Source organism: Ensifer sp. ZNC0028 (genome assembly GCF_000799055.1).
Lineage (GTDB): Bacteria > Pseudomonadota > Alphaproteobacteria > Rhizobiales > Rhizobiaceae > Ensifer.
Genome location: NZ_JTLA01000002.1, coordinates 40,369 through 63,520, shown reverse-complemented (window position 1 = coordinate 63,520; position 23,152 = coordinate 40,369). Strand labels below are relative to the sequence as shown.

Sequence of the window (23,152 nt, the reverse complement as noted above, 5' to 3'; positions counted from 1 at the left end):
CAGAAATTTAGAGGCGGCGATTTTCCCCACGGGAACGGCATCGATGCGACACCGGCGAGAGCCCGGATTTGCTGGGTTTCCGCTAAGGTATTGAAACGAAAAGACCGCCGGAGATCCCTGTGGATCGCGGCGGTCGGTCCGAAGTCGCATTCTTTACAGTCGCGGAAAGGCGCGCCTGTGGAAAACTGTCTTGATCAGGCAGCAGCCAGCATCTTGTTGACCTCGTCCACGAGGTCGCGCAGGTGGAAGGGCTTGGAGAGCACCTTGGCATCCTTCGGCGCCTTGCTGTCCGGGTTGAGGGCAACCGCGGCAAAGCCGGTGATGAACATGACCTTGAGGTCCGGGTCGAGTTCCGTCGCGCGGCGCGCCAGCTCGATGCCGTCCATCTCGGGCATGACGATGTCGGTCAAAAGGAGCGAGAACGGTTCTTCGCGAAGCCGGTCGTAAGCGCTGGCGCCGTTGTCATAGGACATGACCTTATAGCCGGCCTTTTCCAGCGCCTTCACCAGGAACCGGCGCATGTCGTTGTCGTCTTCGGCAAGAAGGATTTTCGCAGTCATGAATTGGGCCGTGCTTCTCTTTATTCAGTTCATTGCGCGTAGATTGCGGCGTTTTATCCAAACCGCAACGCGGTAAATATCTCGTGAACGCGGGACGTCAATTCCCCGGGATGCTGTGATTGGCCACTATGGACACAGAGCGGGCCAACTGGCAACATGATGACAATTGCAAGTACCGCATATGGTAAAAAAGGGTTCAGATGGGGGAAGTTGCGGAGAGGGAATTGTTCGAGGTCCTTGAACCTCTAATCCAGCGCATTCCCTTTGTGTTCAATTCGCCGCATAGCGGCCGGTCCTATCCCCAGAGTTTCCTCGACCAGTCCAGGCTCGATGCGATTTCGATTCGCCGGTCGGAAGACCATTATGTCGACGAGCTGTTCCAGAACGCGACGTTCCTCGGCGCGCCGCTGCTGCTTGCACATTTCCCGCGCGCCTTCCTCGACGTCAACCGCGAGCCCTACGAGCTCGACCCGCGCATGTTCGAGGGATCGTTGCCGCCGCATGCCAACATCAGCTCGATGCGCGTTGCAGGCGGGCTCGGAACGATCCCGCGGCTGGTGGCCGAGAATATGGAGATTTATCGCGGGCGGTTCCCGGTCGAGGATGCGCTGACGCGGATCGAGACGATCTACAAGCCCTATCACGCCACCTTGCGCAAGCTGATCGCCCGCACGCATGTGCAGTTCGGCCTGTCGGTGCTGATCGACTGCCATTCGATGCCGGGCAACGTGCATCTGCCGGGCAGCTCCCAGCGACCGGATTTCATCATCGGCGATCGATACGGTACCAGTGCTGCCGGCGAACTTTCGCGTGCCGCGGTCGATCTGCTGCAGCAGCTCGGATACAGTGTCGTGCGCAACAAGCCCTATGCCGGCGGCTTCATTACCGAGCATTACGGCCGGCCGACGCGTGGGCTGCACGCGCTGCAGATCGAGATCAACCGGGCACTCTATGTCGACGAAACGACGCTGGTGCGCAAACCCGGCTTCGGTTCGCTGGTTGCCGACCTCACGACCTTCATCGGCTCGCTTGCCCGCCACGTCGAAGACTACGGCGCTTATCTGCCGCTGGCGGCCGAGTAGCCTTTCCTAGAAACCAGGAAGAACCGGCAAGGGTGCCGTCCAGCAAGGTGCTGGCGACGCTTGGTATTTTCTGTCGGGGAGGTTCAAAAAAAACCGCGCCAACGGCGCGGTCAAGTCTAGGGAGGAAACACCCAAGGAGGGTATTTACAGTCACAGGTGACTGCAGGAAAACCATAATATTGCACTGCACAAATGTCAAGTTTGCCGGTGAAAACTTTTGCATTGCGTCAAAAGTTTTTCAGCCGGAAACGGCGAATCAACCGATTGAATTCGGCAAAGCCGCGTTTGAAGCGTAAAGCGGCCGTGGTGCAGTGCGAAACGCTCCTGCCCTGACGCCGACGCCGCCCGCAGATGGGCGTGCTCGGTCGTTTGCCTTTCGACAAATTTCGTCTATTCAGGACGTACCTTCCTCCATGTTTTTCAGAGAGATCGCCATGTTGCCTGACCGCGCCTTCTTCGATCGTCTTGCAGATGCCGCCAAGGCGGAAACCCTGCCGCGCTTTCGGATCGGGACCAGCGTCGTCAACAAGCTCGAAAGCGGCTTCGATCCGGTGACGGAAGCGGACCAATCGGCTGAAGCGGCGATCCGTGCGCTGATCGAGGCGCATTTTCCGGAGCACGGCATTCTTGGCGAAGAGCACGGCAATGTCGGTCTCGACCGCGAATATGTCTGGGTCATCGACCCGATCGACGGCACGCGCGCCTTCATTTCCGGCCTGCCGGTCTGGGGCACGCTGGTGGGCCTCTATCGCAATGGCGATGCGGTCATGGGCCTGATGGACCAGCCTTTCACCGGCGAGCGCTACTTCGCCGACGGCACGAAATCGATCTACCGTGGACCGGGTGGCGAGCAGGTGCTTTCGACGCGCGCCTGCAAGTCGCTGGACGACGCGGTGTTGTTCACCACCTCGCCGCATCTCTATTCCGGCGATCTCAAGACCCGCTATGAGGCGGTGCAAAACAAGGTTCGGCTGTTCCGCTATGGCTGCGATTGCTACGCCTTTGCGCTTCTGGCTGCCGGCCATGTCGATCTGGTGATCGAATGCGGGCTGAAACCCTATGATGTCGGCGGGCTCATTCCGCTGATCGAGCAGGCCGGCGGTATCGTCACCAACTGGCAGGGCGGCCCGGCGGAAATGGGCGGCGAAGTCATTGCGGCTGGCAATGCCGACCTGCACGCGCAGGCGCTGGAAATCCTGAAGGGCTAATGGGCCCTGCGCCTCGCGCAGCGGGCGCGGACATCCGTAAAATCAAAGTGTTACAGAGGCGTTCGTACGTCCGATAGGACGCGCGGCGTTGTCGGGAGCGCGAGCGCTGGCTTCAGGCGGCGGTGGTTTCGCGCGCGTCGCCTTCTTCGGGGATGACGAAGGCGAGGATCGCCGCCATCGCCTGGGCGCGATAGCGGTCCGCCTCGTGCAGCAGTTCATGGCGGGCGCCATCGATCGGGATCATCTGGGCGGCGCGGAAATTGCGCGCCAGCCATTCGACGGCGACATGGGGCACCAGCCGATCGGCCGTCGGTGCCAGGATGATCGTCGGCAAGGTGATGCGGGTCAGATGGTCGCGGCGGAGAATCCGGCGCATGGCGTGGAAAGCCTCGCTCAGCCAGCGCGCCGTCGGGGGGCCGAGCCTCAGTTCCGGATGCGCGTCGGTCAGCGCGATGTTGCGGGCGTAACGGCGACGGTCCGCTGTCAGCACGTTGTTTTCGAAGGGGCGGTTGCCCTTGTCGGGATGTGCCGGCAGGGCGCCGAGGCCGACCAGCCGCATGAAGGTCGCGACCGTCGCAATGCTCTTTTCGCCGAGCGCTTGGCCGCCAAGGCCGACGAAGGGGGCCAGCACCACCAGCCGGTCGATGCGGCTTGCAAGCATCGGGGCGAGCGACAAGGCGACGAGCGCGCCCATGGAATGGGCGACGATCGAGAAGGGCAGGCGGGTATCGGGCAGCACGATTTGTTCGAGGAAGGTGCTGAGATCGCGCTCGTAATCGGAGAAGTGGTCGACATAACCGCGTCCGGGGTGCGTCAGCAGCCGCTCGGAGCCTGCCTGGCCACGCCAGTCGAAGGTGGCAACCCAGAGGCCGGCCGCGGTCAGGTCGGAAATGGTCTCGAAATATTTCTCGATCGATTCGTTGCGGCCCTGCAGCAGCACGACCGTGCCGCGCGCCACCGGTAGCTTCGTCTTGAAGATCGCATAGCGGATCTTGCGGCCGCCGATGCCATCGAAAAAGCCAGCGACATGATTGTCCGGGATCGGATTGTCCGGTGTCGCGTGGAGGATCGAGGTCATGGGGTCGTGGCCGGAGGTGAAAGCGTGTTGATCGATAGCATCAAGGGATAGGCGGCAGGGTCTTCGCCGTCAAAGAAAAAAGCCGGAAACGGTGGGTGAAATCCGGACGATCACCGTTTCCGGCCGCTGAAGGGGAAGGGACATGTCACTTCAGCCTGGGCGTTGCGGCCCAGGATTTCGTTTTAGTCCCGCCGGGCTGAACGGCAGCCGAAGCCGGCGTTCATGTCGGGTTCACGGAAAAATCGTCGGCGGGGGCGTCTTGAAGTCGTCAAATCGCCTCCCCAAATCAGGGTCACGGGCGCCAAAGACGGGTCCGTTCACCGGTCCTGCCACTGCCAGAATGGGGTGGCCGACCAGACATCGCAAACGTTGCTCCAAGGAGGACACCATGCGTCACTTCGATTTCTCCCCCCTTTACCGTTCCACCGTTGGTTTCGACCGCCTGTTCACCATGCTCGACAGCCTCGGCCAGCCCGGTGAAGCCCAGACCTATCCGCCCTACAACATCGAGCGCACCGGCGAAAACGCCTACCGCATCACCATGGCCGTCGCCGGCTTCGACGAGAGTGAGCTTTCGATCGAGGCGCGTGAACACACGTTGACGGTCAAGGGCGAAAAGGCCGAGGACAAGGGTGAAGAAAGCCAGTTTCTCCATCGCGGTATTGCCAAGCGCGCCTTCGAGCGCCGCTTCCAGCTCGCCGATCACGTGGAGATCAAGTCGGCTTCGCTGAAGAACGGCTTGCTACATATCGATCTTACCCGCGAGATCCCGGAAGCCGCCAAGCCCCGCCGGATCGAGATCGCGTCCGTTGCATCGCAGCCGAAGCAGATCGAGGCTCAGACCCTCTAAACATCATGCCCGACCAGGGCACGAAACAGACCTCCCACAAAGAACGGCGTCCGTCAGGGCGCCGTTTTTTGTTGTCGGATCAATCGGGGCTGGATCAGGGCTGGGCTGTCAGGGCTGGGCTGGCACCGGCACCGCGGAAGCCGCCGCTTTCCGGGCGGCATAGCGCTGCGCGATCACGGCGCAGGCCATCAGCTGGATCTGGTGGAAGAGCATGACCGGCAGCACGATCGCGCCGATGTTCTGACCGGCGAAGATGGCGCTTGCCATCGGCACGCCGCTCGCCAGGCTCTTTTTCGAGCCGCAGAAGGTAATGGCAATCTCGTCGGCCTTGTCGAAGCCGAGCAAGCGGCTGCCATACATGGTGACCGCGAGCACAAGCGCCAACATGACGATTTCGATGATGACGAGCACACCGAGATCGGTCAGCGAGAACGTCTGCCACAGGCCCGACGTCACCGCCTGGCTGAAGGCGAGATAGACGACCATCAGGATCGAGCCGCGATCGACCGGCGCCAACAGTCCCTTGCGGGCGCGGATCCAGTTGCCGATCAAGGGCTGCAGCATCTGGCCGATGACGAAGGGAGCGAGCAGCTGCAACAGGATCTGCTTGATCGCGTCGAGCGTGACGGTGCCGTGGCCGCCGGCGGAAAACAGCAACCCGACGAGAAGCGGCGTCAGGAACATGCCGAAAATGTTGGAGGCCGACGCCGAGCAGATCGCTGCCGGCACATTGCCGCCGGCCATGGAGGTGAAGGCGATCGACGATTGCACTGTCGAGGGCAGCACGCAGAGAAACAGAATGCCGGTATAGAGCGACTGCGGCAGGATCGATTCCGGCACGAAGCCGATCGCAAGGCCGATCAGCGGGAAGAGCACGAAGGTCGAGGCAAGGATCGTCAGGTGCAGCCGCCAATGCAGGATGCCGGCGATCACCACGTCGCGCGACAGGCGCGCGCCGTGCAGGAAGAAGACCATGCCGACGGCCACCTTCGTCGCCAGTCCGAACCACTCGGTTGCCTCGCCATGGATCGGCAGGACGGATGCAAGCAGCACCGTCGCCAGAAGCAGGATCGTGAAGGTATCGGGAAGGTAGCGGCGCATATCAGCTCACTTGCTCGTTAACGAACGTCTTGCCCGGATCGCTCATTGTGAAGCAGGATGCAAGGAATAACAGTTATCACGAAATGAGATGATTCATGTTGGATCTCGTGCAGTTGCGCAGTTTCGTCGCCCTCGAACAGATGGGCAGCTTCACGCTTGCGGCGGAAAAACTGTCGCTCGGGCAATCAACGGTCAGCCAGCATATCCAGCGGCTCGAGGCCTCGCTTGGACGCACCCTGGTTGCCCGCGACACGCACCGCGTTTCGCTGACGGCGGACGGTCAGGCGCTGCTTGCCCATGCGCGCTCGATGCTGGCGATCGACGGTGAGGTGCGGGCGCTGTTTGCCGAAAGCAGCTTGCGCGGCCGTCTCCGCCTCGGGGTCTCCGAGGATTTCGTCATGAGCCGGCTGCCGGCGGTGCTCGAAGATTTCGTCCGCGCCCATCCGTCGGTCGACCTCGAACTGACCGTGGCGCTGAGTGGCGTGCTCTACCAGATGCAGGACAATGGCGAGATAGACCTCGTGCTCGCCAAGCGCCGCCTCGGCGATATCAGGGGCGAGCTCGTCTATCGTGAGCCGCTGGTGTGGCTGGCGCGCGATCCCGAAAGGATCAAGCGTGACAAGGTGCTGCCGCTGATCGCCTTTCCGCCGCCGAGCATCACCCGCAGCGTCGCGCTCGAAGTGCTTGACCGGAACCGCCTGCCGTGGCGGATCGTGTGCACCTGCGGCAGCCTCAGCGGCCTGACGGCGGCGGCCCGCGCCGGCATGGGCGTGCTCGTGCAACCGCGCAGCATGGTGCCGTCAGGGCTGAAGGAAATCCCCGCCGGCCTCCTGCCGCCGCTCGAAGACGTGGAATTCGTGCTGGTGCCGAGCAAGGGCGTCGACCGAAAGCTGAGTGCAGCACTCTCGGTCGAAATCCTCGCCAATCTGAGGACCCTGCAAGGGCAGGGTTGAGGGAAGGGCTCAGCAGCCGGCGACGAAGCGGTCGACGTCCTCGGCCTTGGTCGCAAAGCTGGTGACGAGGCGATAGAGGCCCTCGTTCTTGGCAAGCTTGCCCTCAAGATCGTGCGGCACCGGCCAGTCGTAGAAGACGGCGCCATCGTGCCTCAGCTTCGTCGCCACGTCCCTGCTGATGATGGCGAAGACCTCGTTGGCATCGGCCTGCCAGGCAAGCCGGCTCGACTTGGAGGCGGCAATGCCTTCGGCCAGGCGTGTGGCCATGGCGTTGGCGTGACGGGCGAGGTTCAGCCAGAGATCGCCTGCGAAGTAGGCGTCGAACTGCGCCGAGACGAAGCGCGACTTGGAAAAGAGCTGGGCGGAGCGCTTGCGCAGGAAGTGCATCTCATGCGCCTTGGAGAGGTCGAACAGCACCAGCGCCTCGGCGCACCAGCAGCCGTTCTTGGTGCCGCCGAAGGAAACGAGGTCGATGCCGCGCTTCCAGGTCATTTCGGCGGGCGTCGTGCCCAGGCTGACGAGTGCATTGGCAAAGCGCGCACCGTCCATGTGCAGCGGTAGTTTGTGCGCCTTGGCGACGGCCGAGATCGCCTCGATCTCAGCAAGCGAATAGACCGTGCCGCTTTCCGTCGCCTGCGTCAGCGATACTGCACTGGGCTGGCCGCCGTGGACGTTGTCGAGCGGGAAGCGGCGGATCTCGGCTTCAAGGCGGGAGGCCTCCATCTTGCCCCGCGGTCCGTCGACGGGCTTCAATCGGGCGCCATGCGAAAAGAATTCGGGCGCGCCGCATTCGTCGGCGATGACATGGGCCTCGCGATGGCAGAAGGCGACGCCGCCGGCGCGGTTGGCTGTTGCCAGCGCCAGCGAATTGGCGGCCGTTCCGGTGCCGACGAAGAAGACTGCGACCTCCCTTTCGAAAATCTCCGCGAACTTCTTTTCCACCTTCCGGTCAAGCTCGCTGGTGCCATAGGCCGATGCGTAGCCGCTGGCATGCGCCATCAGGCTTTCGGCGATCGCGGGATGGGCGCCAGCCCAGTTATCAGACGAAAAAATCATCACTTCTCACCCTGTTTCACCGTCATTTCGACGGCTTTTGCCGACCTTAGCCGAGTTTATAGCCGGATCAATCACGGTGAGAGGCCGAAAGGCCAACAGGAGACCAGTTTGAAACCAAAATGAAGAAAACGACGATATGCCGTAATTAAATTATAAAAGCCGGAAATTTCCGGCAATGTTCGGCAAAATCTTCTCCATTATTTGCTGATATGCCTCTTGCGGAGGGGGGTGGTTTCTGGCATAGAGCACATGAAATAGGACAGGTTTGCTGTCCTATTTCGGTCTAGGGACCGGAACAATCGCCGTGAGTGCCTAAAAAAGTGGCATCAGGCGTGCGAAGCGGGAGGATTAGCCGGATTTCATCCGGTTGTTATCGCCTGCCGTCAGGATGGTCGCAGACATCAGTGCCTGATGATGCCGTGCTTATTTGCGACCTGATCAGGATCATGAGACGATGAGTGCCCCGGCTTTTCGGCGTGCCTTTGCGCGCAACGAAGAGTCATGCGCGGGCGGTGCCATGCCCGGCGGTGCCGGGTTCAACAGGAGGGAAAACGATGACGGATCATTCGCCATCACAGCAATCTGGGCTCAACCTCGCACACGGCGTTGCGACGGCTGAAAAAACGCCCGCATTCCCGACTGGCCTGCCGCGAAAACAGGGACTTTACGATCCGCGCAACGAACATGACGCCTGCGGTGTCGGCTTCGTCGCCCATATGAAGGGCCAGAAGTCGCACCAGATCGTGCGCGACGGCCTCTTCATGCTTGAAAACCTGACGCACCGCGGTGCCGTCGGCGCCGACCCGCTGATGGGCGATGGCGCGGGCATCCTCGTGCAGATCCCCGACCGCTTCTTCCGCGAGGAAATGGCGAAGCAAGGCATCACCCTGCCGAAGGCCGGCGAATATGCCGTCGGTCACATCTTCATGCCGCAGGACGATGCGCTCGTCGAACACTTCAAGCAGGTGATCAAGGACGTCGTTACCGAAGAGGGGCAGGTGCTGATCGGCTACCGCGACGTGCCGGTCGACAACGCGTCGCTGTCGAAGGCGCCGGAAATCGCCGCAACCGAGCCGCGCCATGTCCAGATCTTCATCGGTGCCGGTCGCGATGCTGCAACGAACCCGGAGTTCGAGCGCCGTCTCTTTACCCTGCGCAAGGTGATCTCCAACCGCATCTATGACGAATACAAGGGCGAGGAGAGCAACTTCTATCCCGTGTCGCTGTCGTCCTCGACGATCGTCTACAAGGGCATGTTCCTCGCCTACCAGGTCGGCGCCTATTACAAGGACCTGTCCGATCCGCGGTTCGAAAGCGCGGTTGCGCTCGTGCACCAGCGCTTCTCGACCAACACCTTCCCGTCGTGGAAGCTTGCGCATCCCTACCGCATGGTGGCGCATAACGGCGAAATCAACACGCTGCGCGGCAACGTCAACTGGATGGCGGCGCGCCAGGCCTCGGTTTCCTCGCCGCTCTTCGGCGACGACATCTCCAAGCTCTGGCCGATCTCCTACGAGGGCCAGTCGGACACCGCCTGCTTCGACAACGCGCTCGAATTCCTCGTGCAGGGCGGCTACTCGCTGTCGCACGCCGTCATGATGCTGATCCCCGAGGCCTGGGCCGGCAACCAGCTGATGTCGCCTGAGCGAAAGGCGTTCTACGAATACCATGCGGCGCTGATGGAGCCGTGGGACGGCCCGGCCGCGGTCGCCTTTACCGACGGTCGCCAGGTCGGCGCGACGCTCGACCGCAACGGTCTGCGTCCGGCCCGCTACATCGTCACCTCGGACGACCGCGTCATCCTCGCGTCGGAAGCCGGCGTGCTGCCGGTCGACGAAGACAAGATCGTCAAGAAGTGGCGCCTGCAGCCGGGCAAGATGCTCCTGATCGACATGGAGCAGGGCCGCATCATCTCCGACGAGGAGGTGAAGTCCTCGCTCGCGCAGAAGCACCCCTACAGCAAGTGGCTCGAAGACACCCAGCTGATCCTCGAGGAGCTGAAGCCGGTGGAGCCGCGTGCGCTGCGTCGCGACGTGTCCCTGATCGACCGCCAGCAGGCCTTCGGCTACACGCTCGAAGACACCAAGATCCTGATGTCGCCGATGGCGACGACCGGCCAGGAAGCAATCGGCTCGATGGGCACCGACACGCCGATCTCGGCGATGTCGGACAAGCGCAAGCTGCTCTACACCTATTTCAAGCAGAACTTTGCGCAGGTCACCAACCCGCCGATCGACCCGATCCGCGAAGAGCTGGTGATGAGCCTCGTCTCCTTCATCGGCCCGCGTCCGAACATCCTCGACCACGAGGGCATGGCGCATGCCAAGCGTCTTGAAGTGCGCCAGCCGATCCTGACCAATGGCGATCTCGAAAAGATCCGTTCGATCGGTCACACCGAGGATCGTTTCGACACCAAGACGCTCGACTTTACCTATGACATTTCGCGCGGTGCCGAAGGCATGCCCGAAATGCTCGACCGGCTCTGCGAGCGTGCGGAAGCGGCGGTAAAGGGCGGCTACAACATCATCGTGCTGTCGGACCGTCAGGTTGGTCCGGACCGCGTGGCGATCCCGGCGCTGCTTGCGACCGCCGCCGTGCACCACCACCTGATCCGCAAGGGTCTGCGCACCTCGGTCGGCATCGTGCTGGAATCCGGCGAACCGCGCGAAGTGCATCAGTTCTGCCTGCTCGCCGGCTACGGCGCCGAGGCGATCAACCCCTACCTCGCCTTCGATACGCTCACCGACATGCACAAGCGCGGCGAGTTCCCCAAGGAAGTCGACGGCAGCGAAGTGGTCTACCGCTACATCAAGGCCGTCGGTAAGGGCATCCTCAAGGTCATGTCCAAGATGGGCATCTCGACCTACCAGTCCTATTGCGGCGCGCAGATCTTCGACGCCGTCGGCCTGTCGTCGAAGCTTGTCGACCAGTTCTTCTTCGGCACGGCGACGACGATTGAAGGCATCGGCCTCGAAGAGATCGCCGCCGAAACCGTCGCCCGCCACAAGGCGGCCTTCGGTGCCGACCCGGTTCTCGCCAACTCGCTCGACATCGGCGGCGAATATGCCTTCCGCATGCGCGGAGAAAGCCACGCCTGGACGCCCGACGCGATCGCCTCGCTGCAGCACGCAGTTCGCGGCAACGCAGAGGACCGCTACCGCGAGTTCGCCGAGATGGTGAACAACTCGGCGCTGCGCATGAACACCATCCGTGGCCTGTTCACGATCAAGAGCGCCGAGGCCCTTGGCCGCAAGCCGATCTCGGTCGACGAGGTCGAGCCGGCCGTCGATATCGTCAAGCGCTTCTCGACCGGGGCCATGTCCTTCGGCTCGATCAGTCGCGAGGCGCATACGACGCTGGCGATCGCCATGAACCGGATCGGCGGCAAGTCGAACACCGGCGAAGGGGGCGAGGAAAGCGACCGCTACCTGCCGCTGCCCGATGGTTCGATGAACCCGGAACGTTCGGCGATCAAGCAGATCGCGTCGGGCCGCTTCGGCGTGACCACCGAGTATCTGGTCAATGCCGACATGCTGCAGATCAAGGTGGCGCAAGGGGCCAAGCCCGGCGAAGGCGGGCAGCTGCCCGGCCACAAGGTCGATGCGACGGTTGCCAAGACCAGGCACTCGACCCCGGGCGTCGGCCTGATCTCGCCGCCGCCGCACCACGACATCTATTCGATCGAAGACCTGGCGCAGCTGATCTACGATCTGAAGAACGTCAATCCGGAAGCCGACGTTTCGGTCAAGCTCGTCTCGGAAGTAGGCGTCGGCACGGTTGCCGCCGGCGTTGCCAAGGCGCGCGCCGACCACATCACCGTCGCGGGCTTCGACGGCGGTACCGGCGCTTCGCCGCTCACCTCGCTGAAGCACGCCGGCAGCCCCTGGGAAATCGGCCTGGCCGAGACCCAGCAGACGCTGGTACTGAACGGCCTGCGTTCGCGCGTCGCCCTTCAGGTCGACGGTGGTCTGAAGACCGGCCGCGACGTCATCATCGGCGCGCTGCTCGGTGCCGACGAGTTCGGCTTCGCCACCGCCCCGCTGATCGCCGCCGGCTGCATCATGATGCGCAAGTGCCACCTCAACACCTGTCCCGTCGGCGTTGCGACCCAGGATCCGGTGCTGCGCAAGCGCTTCAAGGGCACGGCCGAGCACGTCATCAACTACTTCTTCTTCGTGGCCGAGGAAGTGCGCGAGATCCTGGCATCGCTCGGCGTCAAGAAGCTCAACGAAATCGTCGGCGCTTCGGAACTGCTCGAAAAGGATAGTGCGCTCGCGCACTGGAAGGCCAATGGCCTCGACTTCTCGAAGATCTTCCACAAGGTGGAAGCCAAGAAGGAAGAGACTTACTGGACCACGCGCCAGCAGCACCCGATCGACGATGTTCTCGATCGCAAGCTGATCAAGGAAGCGGCGGTCGCGCTCGAAACCAAGGCTCCGGTCAAGATCGAAGCCGAAATCAAGAACGTCGACCGTTCGGCCGGCGCGATGCTCGCGGGTGCCCTTGCCAAGCGCTGGGGCCACAAGGGCCTGAAGGACGACACCATCCACGTGACCCTCAAGGGCACGGCCGGCCAGTCCTTCGGCGCGTTCCTCGCACGCGGCATCACCTTCGATCTCGTTGGCGACGGCAACGACTATGTCGGCAAGGGTCTCTCGGGCGGTCGCATCATCGTCCGGCCGCCGGAGAACGCGACGATCGTTCCGCAAGAATCGATCATCGTCGGCAACACCGTGCTTTACGGCGCGATCTCGGGCGAGTGCTACTTCAACGGGGTGGCCGGCGAACGTTTCGCCGTGCGCAACTCCGGCGCGGTCGCGGTCGTCGAAGGCGTGGGTGACCACGGCTGCGAATACATGACCGGCGGCGTCGTCGTCGTGCTCGGCGGAACGGGCCGCAACTTCGCGGCCGGCATGTCGGGCGGTGTTGCCTATGTGCTCGACGAGGAAGGCGATTTCGCCCGTCGCTGCAACATGGCGATGGTCGAGCTGCAGCCGGTTCCGGAAGAGGACGACATGCTGGAGAAGCTGCACCACCACGGCGGCGACATCATGCACAAGGGCATGGTGGACGTGTCGGGCGACATGACGCGCCATGACGAGGAGCGGCTTTACCAGCTCATCTCCAATCACCTTCACCACACGGGTTCGCCCCGGGCGAAGGAGATCCTCGACCACTGGACGGATTACCGGCCGAAATTCCGCAAGGTCATGCCGGTCGAATACCGCCGTGCGCTTGAGGATATGGAACGCATGAAAATGGCAGAGGCGGCTGAATAGGAGGCCCCGGTGACCAAGGCTCCCGGTTCATTGCAGATCGGTTCGGGGGCCCTTCACGCGCGCTTGTCAAAAGCGCCTGTTCAGACGCAAAGCTTTCAGGATGAAACGATGGGTAAGGTAACTGGATTTCTCGAGATCGACCGGCAAGTGGCAAAGTACCAGCCGGCGTCCGACCGCATCCGCCATTTTCGCGAATTCACCATTCCGATGTCAGAACCGGAAGTGCAGAAGCAGGCCGCACGCTGCATGGACTGTGGCATCCCCTATTGCCACGGCCCGACCGGCTGCCCGGTGCACAACCAGATCCCGGACTGGAACGACCTCGTCTACAACGGCAACTGGGACGAGGCGATCCGCAACCTGCATTCGACCAACAACTTCCCGGAATTCACCGGTCGCGTCTGCCCGGCGCCGTGCGAGGAAGCCTGCACGCTGAACCTTGAAGACACGCCGGTCGCGATCAAGACCGTCGAGCAGGCGATCGCCGACAAGGCCTATGAGATGGGCTACATCGTGCCGCAGCCGGCCGTCACCAAGACCGGCAAGAAGGTCGCGGTCATCGGCTCGGGTCCTGCCGGCATGGCATCGGCCCAGCAGCTTGCCCGTGCCGGCCATGAGGTTCACGTCTACGAACGCGAAACCAAGCCCGGCGGCCTGCTGCGCTACGGTATCCCGGACTTCAAGATGGAAAAGAACTTCATTGATCGCCGCGTCGATCAGATGCGCGGCGAAGGGGTCACTTTCCATTGCGGCATCAATGTCGGCGTCGATGTCCCGATGCAGCGCCTGCTCGACGATCACGACGCCGTGCTCTACTGCGGCGGCTCCGAGACCCCGCGTGATGCGGGCATCCCGGGCGTCCAGTTCGCCGGCGTTCATGACGCGATGCCCTATCTGGTGCAGCAGAACCGCCGCGTCGGTCGCGAGAACATCGACAGCGTCGGCTGGCCGTCGCAGCCGATCCTTGCCGGCGGCAAGCACATCGTCGTCGTCGGCGGTGGCGATACCGCGTCCGACTGCGTCGGCACCGCTTTCCGCCAGGGCGCGGTCAAGGTGACCCAGCTCGACATCCGCCCGCAGCCGCCGGAAAAGGAAGACAAGCTTGCCGTCTGGCCGTTCTGGGCAACCAAGATGCGCACCTCCTCCAGCCAGGCCGAAGGTGCGATCCGCGAGTTCCAGGTGGCGACGCTCGAATTCATCGGCGACGAGGACGGTAATCTCACCGGCGTGAAGTGCTGCCAGGTGGATGATCGCCGCAAGCCGGTCGCCGGCACGGAGTTCATCATCAAGGCCGATCTCGCTTTCATCGCCATCGGTTTCAGCGGTCCCTTCACCAACAGCGTGATCAAGGACCTCGGCGACAAGCTGACGCTCAACACCGACCGCCGCGGCTCGACCAACGTCGTTGCCAACGAGCGTGACTACAAGACCTCGGTCGACAAGCTTTGGACCGCCGGCGACGTGCGCCGCGGCCAGTCGCTCGTCGTCTGGGCGATCCGCGAAGGCCGCCAGGCGGCGCGCGCGATCGACGAGGCGCTGATGGGTTCGACCACCCTGCCGCGCTAAGCAAGTTCACTCCCAAGCATGAAAAAAGCCCCGCAGCGATGCGGGGCTTTTTTTGTGGCCGGGCCAGAAGGCCGAGTGTTCGTCGATCTAGTTGCGGATCACCGGGTTGCTGATCACCGTGCTCGGTTTCGACAAGCGGAAGTCATCGACGCGGCCGACCGGGGCGGCGGCGACGTCGCCCTTGCCCACCAGCAGGTCGCGCGGGCTCTTGCCGTTGCCCTTGTCCGGTGCTGCGCTGCCGAGCAGGGATGCGGCGCCGTCGAGAGCCGGATCGGTCAGCCCGATCGGCTGGGTCTTGACGATATCCTCGTTGCCGAGCGGTGCGGTCACCACAAGGTCCTTGAGTTCGTCGGCGCCCGGTACGTTCTTGTCGGTCGCGGCGGCATCGCCGAGCAGCCGGCGGATGTCCTTCTCCACATAGAAGGCGAGCTTGCGCTTGCCCGCCTTGGTCAGGTTGACGCCGTCGGCGCCGCGCAGGCGCACCTGCTGGCCGTTGATGTCGGACCCGGTCAGCACGAACTTGCCGCCCTCGTCGACGAAACCGTCCCAGATGTCGACGAACTGGCCACCGACCTTCTCGATTTCCTCGCGGTAGATGCCGTTGAAGGTGACCATGTCGGCGGTCATGGCGGCCGACTGGAATGGTGGCATGCCGACCCAGAGAACCGGCAGCTTTTCCTTGCGCGCAAGGGCTGCCAGCGCGTTGACGCGCTTGCGATATTCTTCCGTCCAAAGGTCGGAGCGGAACTTCTCCTTGGTGCTGCCGATCTGCATCTGCTGTCGGTCATTGGCGCCCAGGCTGATGATGATGACCGACGGCTTCACTTCGCCGACATAGCCCGGCAGCGTGCCGGGCCAATTGAAATAGTCCTCGCGCACGAGACCGGACGAGCCGTTCGCGCGTGTCTCGATGGTGATGCCGGGCGTCATCTCGAAGGCGGTCTTCAGGCCGTCGCCAAGGCTACCGGCCATGAAGTCGCCGACGACGAGCACCTTCTTGGCATCCGGCGCCTTTTCCACCACCACGGGCGCCGGGGCAGCGGTGTCGGCAGGTTTCGGCTTCTGCTTCTGTTGACCCAGGCCCTTCTGGCGCTGTTGCGGCTGGCGCTGGCGCTTCGGGCGCGGCTGTTCGGGAAAATAGTCCCGGTCCTCATAGACCGGCCGCTCGCGGCTCAGTCCGCCAAAGAGCATCTGGAACAGGTTGCGCCGCTGCACCCGCTCCTGCGCCTCGGCAAAGCTGGCGAACAGGCTGACGGTGAGCATGGCCGCAAGCGCGATCATGATCGTCGCAATCCCGAACGGCGTCCGGCCCTGTTGCCTGCTGCGCTTGCTCGTCATCTGCTTTTCTGCCCGTTCATACGTGTTCCGGCGGCGCCTGGCCGCTGTCACGGATCAGCGCGCCGCAGGGAATGCAGCGCGCCTTTTCGGTCTTTTATCTCACGGATACGCAGATCGTGAAACCGTTTCGAGCCTGCTAGTTGCGCAGCGCCCGCAGCAGCATCTGGGTCGGCTCTCCATCCGGCGCCAGCCCGTTCTTCGACTGGAACGCCTGGATCGCGGCCTTAGAGCCGGAGCCGAAGTTGCCGTCGACTTCGCCGCTGTAGTAGCCAAGCTCCTTCAGCCGGTTCTGCAACTCGAACTTCTCGCTGATATCAAGCGATCCGTCCGGGCGCGGCCAGCGCTGTTGCATCCCCTGGTAGCCGGCGATCTGGTCGGCAAGCAGGCCGACGCCGAGCGCGTAGCTGTCCGACGCGTTGTAGCGCTTGATGACGAAGAAGTTCTTGGTCATCAGGAAGCCCGGGCCCTGGCCACCGCTCGGCAATTTGAGTTCGGCGCGCGTGCTGCCATTGCGGAAGCCCTTGCCGTTCGGCCGGATGAAACCGAGCGACGCCCATTCCTTGAGCGTCTTCGTCTGGCCCGAATATTTCGCGGCATTGGCCGGCGGCGCGACCTCGTAGCCCCAGGTCTCGCCCGGCTGCCAGCCATTCTTCTTCAGAAGGTTGGCGGCGGTTGCCAGCGCGTCCGGCACGGAATTCCAGATGTCGCGGTGACCGTTCCCGTCTGCGTCGACCGCATAGAGCAGGTAGCTCGTGGGGATGAACTGGGTGTGGCCCATTGCGCCCGCCCAGGAGCCGGTCAGCTCACGCGGGGTGATATCGCCCTTCTGCAGGATCTTCAGCGCGGCGATCAGCTGCTTCTTGGCATAGTTCGACCGCTTCGGATCCGCATAGGCAAGGGTGGCGAGCGCGCGCGGCACGTAGTGCAGGCGGTCGTCCTTTTCCAGCACGGCGCCGTAGTTGGACTCCATCGACCAGATGGCGAGCAGAATGGTCTTGTCGACGCCGAAGTGTTTCTCCAGCGCGTTCAGCGTGCGGGCGTGCTTGGTCGCCATCTCCTGGCCGACGCGCTTGGTGTAGGGGTTCACGCGGGAATCGATATATTCCCAGATCTTGTGCTTGAACTCCGGCTGGTAGTTGGCCTTGTCGATCACGGTCTGGTCGGGCGACTTCACGCCGGCAAAGGCCTGGCGGTAGGTTGCCTTGGTGATGCCTGCCTGGGCGGCGGTCGCGTAAAACTCGTTGATCCAGTTCTGGAACCCGGTATCGGCGCGCGCGGGGGAGGTGCCGAGGGTGGCGGCGGATAGGACGAGGGCGGCTGCGATATGACGGAAAAACGTCCTGCGGTTTCTGATCATCAGCTGTCGGTTCCGTTTCTCTGCGGAGTTTCGGCCGTCATGGCCCGAATCACTCCGCAAGGTGGCAGTCTGGGGCCAGCCTCGACGGTGGGGGCAGTCGTCGGCGGCTCCTGGTTCGGATCCGGCCGCGCTTGTTGCATTGCCGGATTGCAACGAATCTACAGAAACGTGGTCAACAAACCCTTTACCATGAAAATGTGGTGGCGTCTTCGGCCACAGAAAATGTCAAGCCTTGGTCGTGGAGTTCGCATATGCATTTGTTTCGTCGGTTCATGCTGTGTTCAGCTGACGGCATAGAGATTGCGGCTCCATTACGGAGCGCTGTATGGTTCGGGACGGATTGACGTCCGGGACCATTCGGCAAGAGTTATGAGTGAAATCCTTTCAAGGAGGTATCGATGACCGACAAGCGTAAAGTCCGCAAAGCCGTGTTCCCGGTCGCAGGACTGGGCACCCGTTTCCTGCCGGCGACCAAGGCCGTGCCGAAGGAAATGCTGACGGTGGTGGACAAGCCGGTCATTCAATATGTGGTCGACGAGGCGCTGGAAGCCGGTATCGAGCATCTGATCTTCGTGACCGGCCGCAGCAAGGCCGTCATCGAGGACTATTTCGACATCCAGGTCGAGCTCGACCAGACGCTGCGCGAGCGCAACAAGAAGGCCGAGATCGCCCTTCTCGACGGCATCCTGCCGAAGGCCGGCACCACCAGCTTTACCCGCCAGCAGGCGCCGCTTGGCCTTGGCCACGCGGTCTGGTGCGCCCGTGATCTCGTCGGCAACGAGCCGTTTGCGCTGCTTCTGCCCGACATGATCATGAAGGGTGAAAAGGGCTGCCTGAAGGGCATGGTCGAGCTCTACGAACAGAGCGGCGGCAACGTCATCGCCGTTGAGGAATGCGCGCCGGACCAGGCGCACAAGTACGGTATTGTCGGCGTCGGCGATAAGGTCGGCGAAGGTTTCAAGATCACCAAGATGGTCGAGAAGCCGGCACCGGGTACGGCTCCCTCGAACTTCTTCATCAACGGCCGCTACATCCTGCAGCCGGAGATCTTCCCGATTCTCGAAAAGCAGGAGCGCGGTGCGGGCAACGAGATCCAGCTGACCGACGGCATGCTCAAGCTTTCCGACAACCAGCAGTTCGCCGCTTACCACTTCCGTGGCGATACCTACGACTGTGGCGCCAAGGACGGCTTCATCCTGGCAAACGTCGCCTTCGCGCTCGAGCGTGGCGATATCCGTCCGACCGTCGAAGGCCCGCTGAAGAGCCTGCTCGGCAGCCTGAAGTAATCGGCTTTCTCTTCTCGAAGGCAGAAAGGCCGCGCCCATCGGGCGCGGCTTTTTTTATCTGATGATCGGATTGCCTCAGCGGCGGAGCGTCAACCCGACGCCGACACGAGTGATGTCGGTGGTGTCGCCCTGATCGCGGGTGGTACGCTCGTAGCTGACATCGCCCGTCAGCGCCAGGTAGCGGTTGATGTCGTAGGTGAGGCCGGCGCCGGTGCGCCAGGTGGTCTCGTCCGACGAACGGGCGTTCGAAGGGTAGTTGCGGAGCGTCAGGTTGTTCGTCAGTCGCGCGACCAGGTCCGAGCGCATCTGGTGGGTGATGATGTTGGTGAAGTTGTAGTCGATCGAGCCGGCATCACCCGGCGTCGTCGACGGGTTGAGGTCGGTCGAAACGGCGAAGAGCACGTCGGTACCGCGTTGCGGCGACCAGTTGAGACGGCCATCGACCGAAAGGCCGCTGAGATCGCCAAGTCGGCCATCCTCGAAATTGTAGGTCTCGTAGCCGAGGCCGAGCTCGCCATAGAGCTTCTCGCCGAGGTCGAGCTCGATACCGCCGCGTCCGGCATAGGTCTGGTAGGAACGTTCGAAGCCGAGCGGGTCCTGGCGCAGGTCGTAGAGCGACTTGCCGACGGAGCCCTCGATGAACGGGATCAGCGCCGGCGACAGTTCGTAGCCGACGCGGGCCGTCAGCATGCCGGTGTTGCGGTTTCGATACTTGACCGACAGGTTCGTGCCGTTTTCGAGTTCGACATCGCCATAGGTGCGCCGGTCGAAATCGATGCCGACCGAGCCGCGGATCAGGCCGAAGTCGCGCTCGATGGCGGCGCCAAGGCGGTAGGTGTTGACGGCGGACTGGTCCTTGGCGTTCGAAATCGCGTTCGGGTCGTCGGCGTCTTCGCGCTCGAAGCTATAGCCGGCACGCAGACGGGCGATCGTTTCGTCCCAGAGATCGAGGCGCAATTCGGCATCGACATTGGCGCGCGGCTCTTCCTCGCCCTCGCCGGAGATGTTGTTCTGCAGTACGCCTTCGCCGGTGACGATCAGCTGATGCCGCGACCAGTCCGACGTCAAGGTGCCGCGAATTCCTGTTTCGAGATAGCCGCGGTTGGTCTTGGTGTCGCCGTCCTTGCGCCATTCGTGATTGATGGTCTCGCTGATTTCAGGGCGCAGCGTGAAGGTGCCGAGGCGAATGCCCGCTGCGCGATCGTATTCGGGGTCATAGGCCCGCAGCCGCAGGCCGTCGAGCGTCGGCTCGCGCTGGTTCAGGCGGAGGTAATCCTCGTTTGAAGCCGGTGTCAGATCGTCGGCGCTGACGGCGCCGGTCGTCTGCGGATCGGTGATCGCGGGTGTCGTGGCCGGGACGGCTGACGGTGCCGTGCCGGCAGTATAGGTCGTCGCCGGCGCGGTGGTGGCGGTCTGGGCGTTCAGGGACGCCGGGACAAGCAGCGCCGTGCCAGCCAGCAGTAACGCCAGCGAGGCTGAACGCCGCGCGTCTCCTTTGGTCGAGCGAGATGTGCCTGGCACCATATGCCGTTTGTCCACGAGCCTGATTGCAATCCTTTCGCAATCGTAAAGCGACGTGGTTAAGCAATCGTTTCCAAGCGGAAAAAACGTCGTGGCATCAGCCGCTTGCGGTTACGCCTTCGACGGTCAGGTTGCGGCCGTTGGTGGAAACGACGCGCACCCGCGTGCCGGCCGGCAGGTCCGGCCCCTCGACGATCCAGAACGTGTCGTCGAGCCGGATCCGCCCTCGGCCCTCGGCGATCGGCTTCTCTAACACCGCCGTGCGGCCGACGAGGCTTTCGGCGCGCTGGTTCAACAGCGGCTCGTCGGATGTCTCGGAGGTGGAGAGAGCGAAGCGGCGGCCGAGCAGAACGGCCGCCACCGACAGCAGTGCAAAAAGCACCAGCTGAACCTGCCAAATCCAGAAACCGACCTCCCAAAGGAGGAGGGACAGGATGCCGACGACAAGGGCCGCGACGCCGATCCAGATCAGGAACACGCCGGGCGCGACGAGCTCGGCTGCCAGAAGCACGAAGCCCAGAACCCACCAGCTCCAGGGCCCGAGTTCTTGAATGGCGCGTTCGATCATGGGTTACTTCCCTTGCGAGGGATCGGCCGGGAAGGCCGGCGTGGTGCGCGGCGTCGACTGGCGCGGTCTCGCCGGCGTGGTGTCGCCGTTGCCGAACACTTCCTTGGCGATGGCGCCGATGCCGCCGAGCGAACCGATCAGCGCCGAGGCTTCCATCGGCATCAGCACGATCTTCTGGTTGTTGGCGGTGCCGATCGAAGCGAGCGCTTCGGTATACTTCTGCGCGACGAAGTAGTTGATCGCCTGCACGTCGCCGGCCGCAATGGCCTCGGAGACCATCTTGGTCGCCTTCGCCTCGGCTTCCGCCAGACGTTCGCGCGCCTCGGCGTCGCGGAAGGCTGCTTCACGCTGGCCTTCGGCCTGCAGGATCGCCGACTGCTTGGCGCCTTCGGCGCGCAGGATCTGGGCGTTTCTGGCACCTTCGGCTTCCAGCACCTGGGCGCGCTTTTCGCGCTCGGCCTTCATCTGCCGCGCCATGGCATCGACCAGGTCCTTCGGCGGCGCGATGTCCTTGATCTCGACGCGGGTGATCTTGATGCCCCAGGGGCTGGCGGCCTCGTCGACGACGTGCAGCAGCCTGTCATTGATCGTATCGCGGTTGGACAAGAGTTCGTCGAGATCCATCGAGCCCATGACCGAGCGGATGTTCGTCATCGTCAGGTTCAGGATGGCGTTTTCCAGATGCGCGACCTGGTAGGCGGCCTGCGCCGCGTTCAGGATCTGATAGAAGGCGACGGCATCGGCCGAGACGCTGGCATTGTCCTTGGTGATGACTTCCTGGGTCGGTACGTCGAGCACCTGTTCCATCACGTTCATCTTCGCGCCGATCCGGTCGATGAAGGGAACGATCAGGTTGAGACCAGGCTCAAGCGTTTTCGTGTACCGGCCAAAGCGTTCGATCGTATAGCGGTAGCCCTGGGGGACCGTCTTGATCCCCATGAAGAGGACCAGGATGATAAGCACCACGAAGCCAATGACGACGATATCCATTCCGCCCAAGATATACCCCCTTAAATTGCAATCTCGACCTGTGGCTGCAGTCTAGCGTATTCCGTTTCCATTCGGAATCGGTTTTCCGCGGATTGCGCGTAAATTCAAAATGTTAGAAAGGCGCACTCGCCGGTGGGCGAGCGCGCGGCTCCTTCATCCTGAGGTGGTGATCGGCGTGCCGTTTTCAAGTGGGCTGGCGGGAGGCTCAAAGCCAGCCGGCAAGCTCCCGGCGCACGACGTGTTCGAGCACGGCCATGCCTTCGGCGCTGTCGTTCAGACAGGGGATGTGGGTGAACTTCTCGCCGCCATTGTGGTGGAAGCTCTCGGCCGCCTGCTCGGCGATCTCTTCCAGCGTTTCCAGACAGTCGGAGACGAAGCCGGGATTGAGCACGGCGATGCGCTTGACGCCATCCTGGGCGAGCTTTTCGACCGTCTTGTCGGTGTAGGGTTGCAACCATTCCTCAGGCCCGAAGCGCGACTGGAAGGTGACCTGAAGCTTGTCCTTCGCCCAGCCGAGCTTTTCGCGCAGCAGCCGCGCGGTCTTCTGGCACTGGCAGTAGTAGGGGTCGCCCTTGTCGAAGTAGCTCTTCGGAATGCCGTGGAAGGAGGTGAGCACCACTTCCGGCTCCCAGTCGAGCGTCGCCAGGTGACGCTCGATCGACGTCGCCAGCGCGTCGATGTAGACGGGGTCGTCGTGGTAAGGCGGAACGGTGCGCAGCGCTGGCTGCCAGCGCATCTTCAGAAGCGCCTCGAAGGCCTTGTCGTTGACGGTGGCCGTGGTGGCGGCGGCATATTGTGGATAGAGCGGGAAGACGAGAATGCGTTCGCAGCCGGCCTTCTGCAGCGCGTCCATGCGCGATGCGATCGACGGCTGGCCGTAGCGCATGCCCCAGTCGACGATCACGTTGGGCTGGTCGGCGAAGGACTTGGCCATCAGTTCGGACTGGTTGCGGGTGTAGGTCCGCAGGTAGCTTTCGTTCAGGTCCTTGTTCCAGATCGTCTCATAGGCCTTGCCGACCTTGCCGGGGCGGGTGTTGAGCACGATGCCGAACAGGATCGGGTACCAGAACAGCCGCGACCATTCGATCACCCGGCGGTCGGTCAGAAACTCCTTCAGGTAGCGGCGCATCGAGGTGTAGTCGGTGCCGTCGGGGGTGCCGAGATTGACCAGCAGGATGCCGACCTTTCCGGATTTGACGGAAGGGTGGTTGGCAGGAGTGGTCACGGCAAGCTGATCGGTCATCTTCATCCTCGTCGGGTCCCCGTATCGGGACGCCGCTTTCGTTCCTTCGGTTTCCAGTCCTTCTAAAAAGAAAAGCCGGCGCGGGGAAGCCCGCGCCGGCCCTGAAAAGAGAGGCA

General features: G+C 62.9%; 17 protein-coding genes. 7 read left to right on the top strand and 10 right to left on the bottom strand.

Annotation, left to right across the window (positions count from 1 at the left end):
• Positions 1-194 precede the first annotated feature (194 nt).
• On the bottom strand, positions 195-560 hold the full coding sequence (cpdR1, locus tag L981_RS00325) for a response regulator CpdR1 (protein WP_034786813.1): 366 nt from the start codon (positions 558-560) through the stop codon (positions 195-197).
• Between the two features lie 200 nt (positions 561-760).
• Here cpdR1 and L981_RS00320 point away from each other — a divergent pair, with 200 nt between their 5' ends.
• Together L981_RS00320 and hisN are read left to right on the top strand one after the other, a co-directional pair.
• Positions 761-1,642, top strand: a complete 882-nt coding sequence (locus L981_RS00320) for an N-formylglutamate amidohydrolase (RefSeq protein WP_043610672.1) — start codon at positions 761-763, stop codon at positions 1,640-1,642.
• 434 nt (positions 1,643-2,076) lie between these two features.
• Positions 2,077-2,850 carry a histidinol-phosphatase gene (hisN, locus tag L981_RS00315; protein ID WP_043610762.1) on the top strand — a complete coding sequence of 258 codons (774 nt, stop codon included), beginning with the start codon at positions 2,077-2,079 and terminating at the stop codon, positions 2,848-2,850.
• Positions 2,851-2,962: 112 nt separating this feature from the next.
• Here the strand turns inward: hisN and L981_RS00310 are convergent, their stop codons facing one another.
• Positions 2,963-3,928 (bottom strand): alpha/beta fold hydrolase, encoded by a 966-nt coding sequence (locus tag L981_RS00310; protein WP_043610671.1) that lies wholly within the window; start codon positions 3,926-3,928, stop codon positions 2,963-2,965.
• A 388-nt stretch (positions 3,929-4,316) separates the two neighbouring features.
• Between L981_RS00310 and L981_RS00305 the strand changes: the two genes are divergently transcribed.
• Positions 4,317-4,778 carry an Hsp20 family protein gene (locus tag L981_RS00305; protein WP_034786801.1) on the top strand — a complete coding sequence of 154 codons (462 nt, stop codon included), beginning with the start codon at positions 4,317-4,319 and terminating at the stop codon, positions 4,776-4,778.
• Positions 4,779-4,886: 108 nt separating this feature from the next.
• Here the strand turns inward: L981_RS00305 and L981_RS00300 are convergent, their stop codons facing one another.
• A complete protein-coding gene (locus L981_RS00300) occupies positions 4,887-5,879 on the bottom strand; it encodes a bile acid:sodium symporter family protein (RefSeq protein ID WP_043610670.1) in 993 nt (330 codons plus the stop codon).
• A gap of 95 nt (positions 5,880-5,974) precedes the next feature.
• On the opposite strand from L981_RS00300, the gene L981_RS00295 reads away from it, so the two are divergent.
• Positions 5,975-6,832 carry a LysR family transcriptional regulator gene (locus tag L981_RS00295; protein WP_043610668.1) on the top strand — a complete coding sequence of 286 codons (858 nt, stop codon included), beginning with the start codon at positions 5,975-5,977 and terminating at the stop codon, positions 6,830-6,832.
• A 9-nt stretch (positions 6,833-6,841) separates the two neighbouring features.
• Here the strand turns inward: L981_RS00295 and L981_RS00290 are convergent, their stop codons facing one another.
• The gene (locus tag L981_RS00290; protein WP_043610666.1) at positions 6,842-7,888 is read right to left on the bottom strand and encodes a low specificity L-threonine aldolase; all 1,047 of its coding nucleotides are present in this window, start codon (positions 7,886-7,888) and stop codon (positions 6,842-6,844) included.
• A gap of 554 nt (positions 7,889-8,442) precedes the next feature.
• Here L981_RS00290 and gltB point away from each other — a divergent pair.
• Both gltB and L981_RS00280 read left to right on the top strand, forming a co-directional pair.
• Positions 8,443-13,167, top strand: a complete 4,725-nt coding sequence (gltB, locus tag L981_RS00285) for a glutamate synthase large subunit (protein ID WP_043610663.1) — start codon at positions 8,443-8,445, stop codon at positions 13,165-13,167.
• A 108-nt stretch (positions 13,168-13,275) separates the two neighbouring features.
• Entirely contained in the window at positions 13,276-14,733 is a 1,458-nt protein-coding gene (locus L981_RS00280) for a glutamate synthase subunit beta (protein WP_043610662.1), read from the top strand.
• A gap of 87 nt (positions 14,734-14,820) precedes the next feature.
• Here L981_RS00280 and L981_RS00275 read toward each other — a convergent pair whose 3' ends face one another.
• Together L981_RS00275 and L981_RS00270 are read right to left on the bottom strand one after the other, a co-directional pair.
• A complete protein-coding gene (locus L981_RS00275; RefSeq protein ID WP_052201492.1) occupies positions 14,821-16,071 on the bottom strand; it encodes a DUF459 domain-containing protein in 1,251 nt (416 codons plus the stop codon).
• A gap of 136 nt (positions 16,072-16,207) precedes the next feature.
• Complete coding sequence (locus L981_RS00270; protein ID WP_043610661.1) at positions 16,208-17,428, bottom strand: lytic murein transglycosylase; 1,221 nt, start codon at positions 17,426-17,428, stop codon at positions 16,208-16,210.
• A gap of 398 nt (positions 17,429-17,826) precedes the next feature.
• Here L981_RS00270 and galU point away from each other — a divergent pair, with 398 nt between their 5' ends.
• Positions 17,827-18,714: a UTP--glucose-1-phosphate uridylyltransferase GalU gene (gene galU / locus L981_RS00265; RefSeq protein ID WP_043610659.1), complete on the top strand. Its 888-nt coding sequence runs from the start codon at positions 17,827-17,829 to the stop codon at positions 18,712-18,714.
• Positions 18,715-18,789: 75 nt separating this feature from the next.
• On the opposite strand, the gene L981_RS00260 is transcribed toward galU, so the two are convergent.
• From L981_RS00260 to hemH, 4 genes are all read right to left on the bottom strand, one after another.
• Positions 18,790-20,238 (bottom strand): outer membrane beta-barrel protein, encoded by a 1,449-nt coding sequence (locus tag L981_RS00260; RefSeq protein WP_043610657.1) that lies wholly within the window; start codon positions 20,236-20,238, stop codon positions 18,790-18,792.
• A gap of 94 nt (positions 20,239-20,332) precedes the next feature.
• A complete protein-coding gene (locus L981_RS00255; RefSeq protein WP_043610654.1) occupies positions 20,333-20,803 on the bottom strand; it encodes an NfeD family protein in 471 nt (156 codons plus the stop codon).
• Between the two features lie 3 nt (positions 20,804-20,806).
• The gene (locus L981_RS00250) at positions 20,807-21,802 is read right to left on the bottom strand and encodes an SPFH domain-containing protein (protein ID WP_156133928.1); all 996 of its coding nucleotides are present in this window, start codon (positions 21,800-21,802) and stop codon (positions 20,807-20,809) included.
• 196 nt (positions 21,803-21,998) lie between these two features.
• Positions 21,999-23,036, bottom strand: a complete 1,038-nt coding sequence (gene hemH, locus L981_RS00245) for a ferrochelatase (RefSeq protein ID WP_043610759.1) — start codon at positions 23,034-23,036, stop codon at positions 21,999-22,001.
• Positions 23,037-23,152: the final 116 nt, after the last annotated feature.

Excerpts from the sequence above, each read along its gene's own strand:
- L981_RS00270 (WP_043610661.1), bottom strand. The coding sequence starts at position 17,428 with ATGATCAGAAACCGCAGGACGTTTTTCCGTCATATCGCAGCCGCCCTC.
- galU (WP_043610659.1), top strand. The coding sequence starts at position 17,827 with ATGACCGACAAGCGTAAAGTCCGCAAAGCCGTGTTCCCGGTCGCAGGA.
- hisN (WP_043610762.1), top strand. The coding sequence starts at position 2,077 with ATGTTGCCTGACCGCGCCTTCTTCGATCGTCTTGCAGATGCCGCCAAG.
- L981_RS00305 (WP_034786801.1), top strand. The coding sequence starts at position 4,317 with ATGCGTCACTTCGATTTCTCCCCCCTTTACCGTTCCACCGTTGGTTTC.
- L981_RS00310 (WP_043610671.1), bottom strand. The coding sequence starts at position 3,928 with ATGACCTCGATCCTCCACGCGACACCGGACAATCCGATCCCGGACAAT.
- L981_RS00275 (WP_052201492.1), bottom strand. The coding sequence starts at position 16,071 with ATGACGAGCAAGCGCAGCAGGCAACAGGGCCGGACGCCGTTCGGGATT.
- L981_RS00255 (WP_043610654.1), bottom strand. The coding sequence starts at position 20,803 with ATGATCGAACGCGCCATTCAAGAACTCGGGCCCTGGAGCTGGTGGGTT.
- L981_RS00320 (WP_043610672.1), top strand. The coding sequence starts at position 761 with ATGGGGGAAGTTGCGGAGAGGGAATTGTTCGAGGTCCTTGAACCTCTA.
- L981_RS00260 (WP_043610657.1), bottom strand. The coding sequence starts at position 20,238 with ATGGTGCCAGGCACATCTCGCTCGACCAAAGGAGACGCGCGGCGTTCA.
- cpdR1 (WP_034786813.1), bottom strand. The coding sequence starts at position 560 with ATGACTGCGAAAATCCTTCTTGCCGAAGACGACAACGACATGCGCCGG.
- L981_RS00295 (WP_043610668.1), top strand. The coding sequence starts at position 5,975 with ATGTTGGATCTCGTGCAGTTGCGCAGTTTCGTCGCCCTCGAACAGATG.
- L981_RS00290 (WP_043610666.1), bottom strand. The coding sequence starts at position 7,888 with ATGATTTTTTCGTCTGATAACTGGGCTGGCGCCCATCCCGCGATCGCC.
- gltB (WP_043610663.1), top strand. The coding sequence starts at position 8,443 with ATGACGGATCATTCGCCATCACAGCAATCTGGGCTCAACCTCGCACAC.
- L981_RS00280 (WP_043610662.1), top strand. The coding sequence starts at position 13,276 with ATGGGTAAGGTAACTGGATTTCTCGAGATCGACCGGCAAGTGGCAAAG.
- hemH (WP_043610759.1), bottom strand. The coding sequence starts at position 23,036 with ATGACCGATCAGCTTGCCGTGACCACTCCTGCCAACCACCCTTCCGTC.
- L981_RS00300 (WP_043610670.1), bottom strand. The coding sequence starts at position 5,879 with ATGCGCCGCTACCTTCCCGATACCTTCACGATCCTGCTTCTGGCGACG.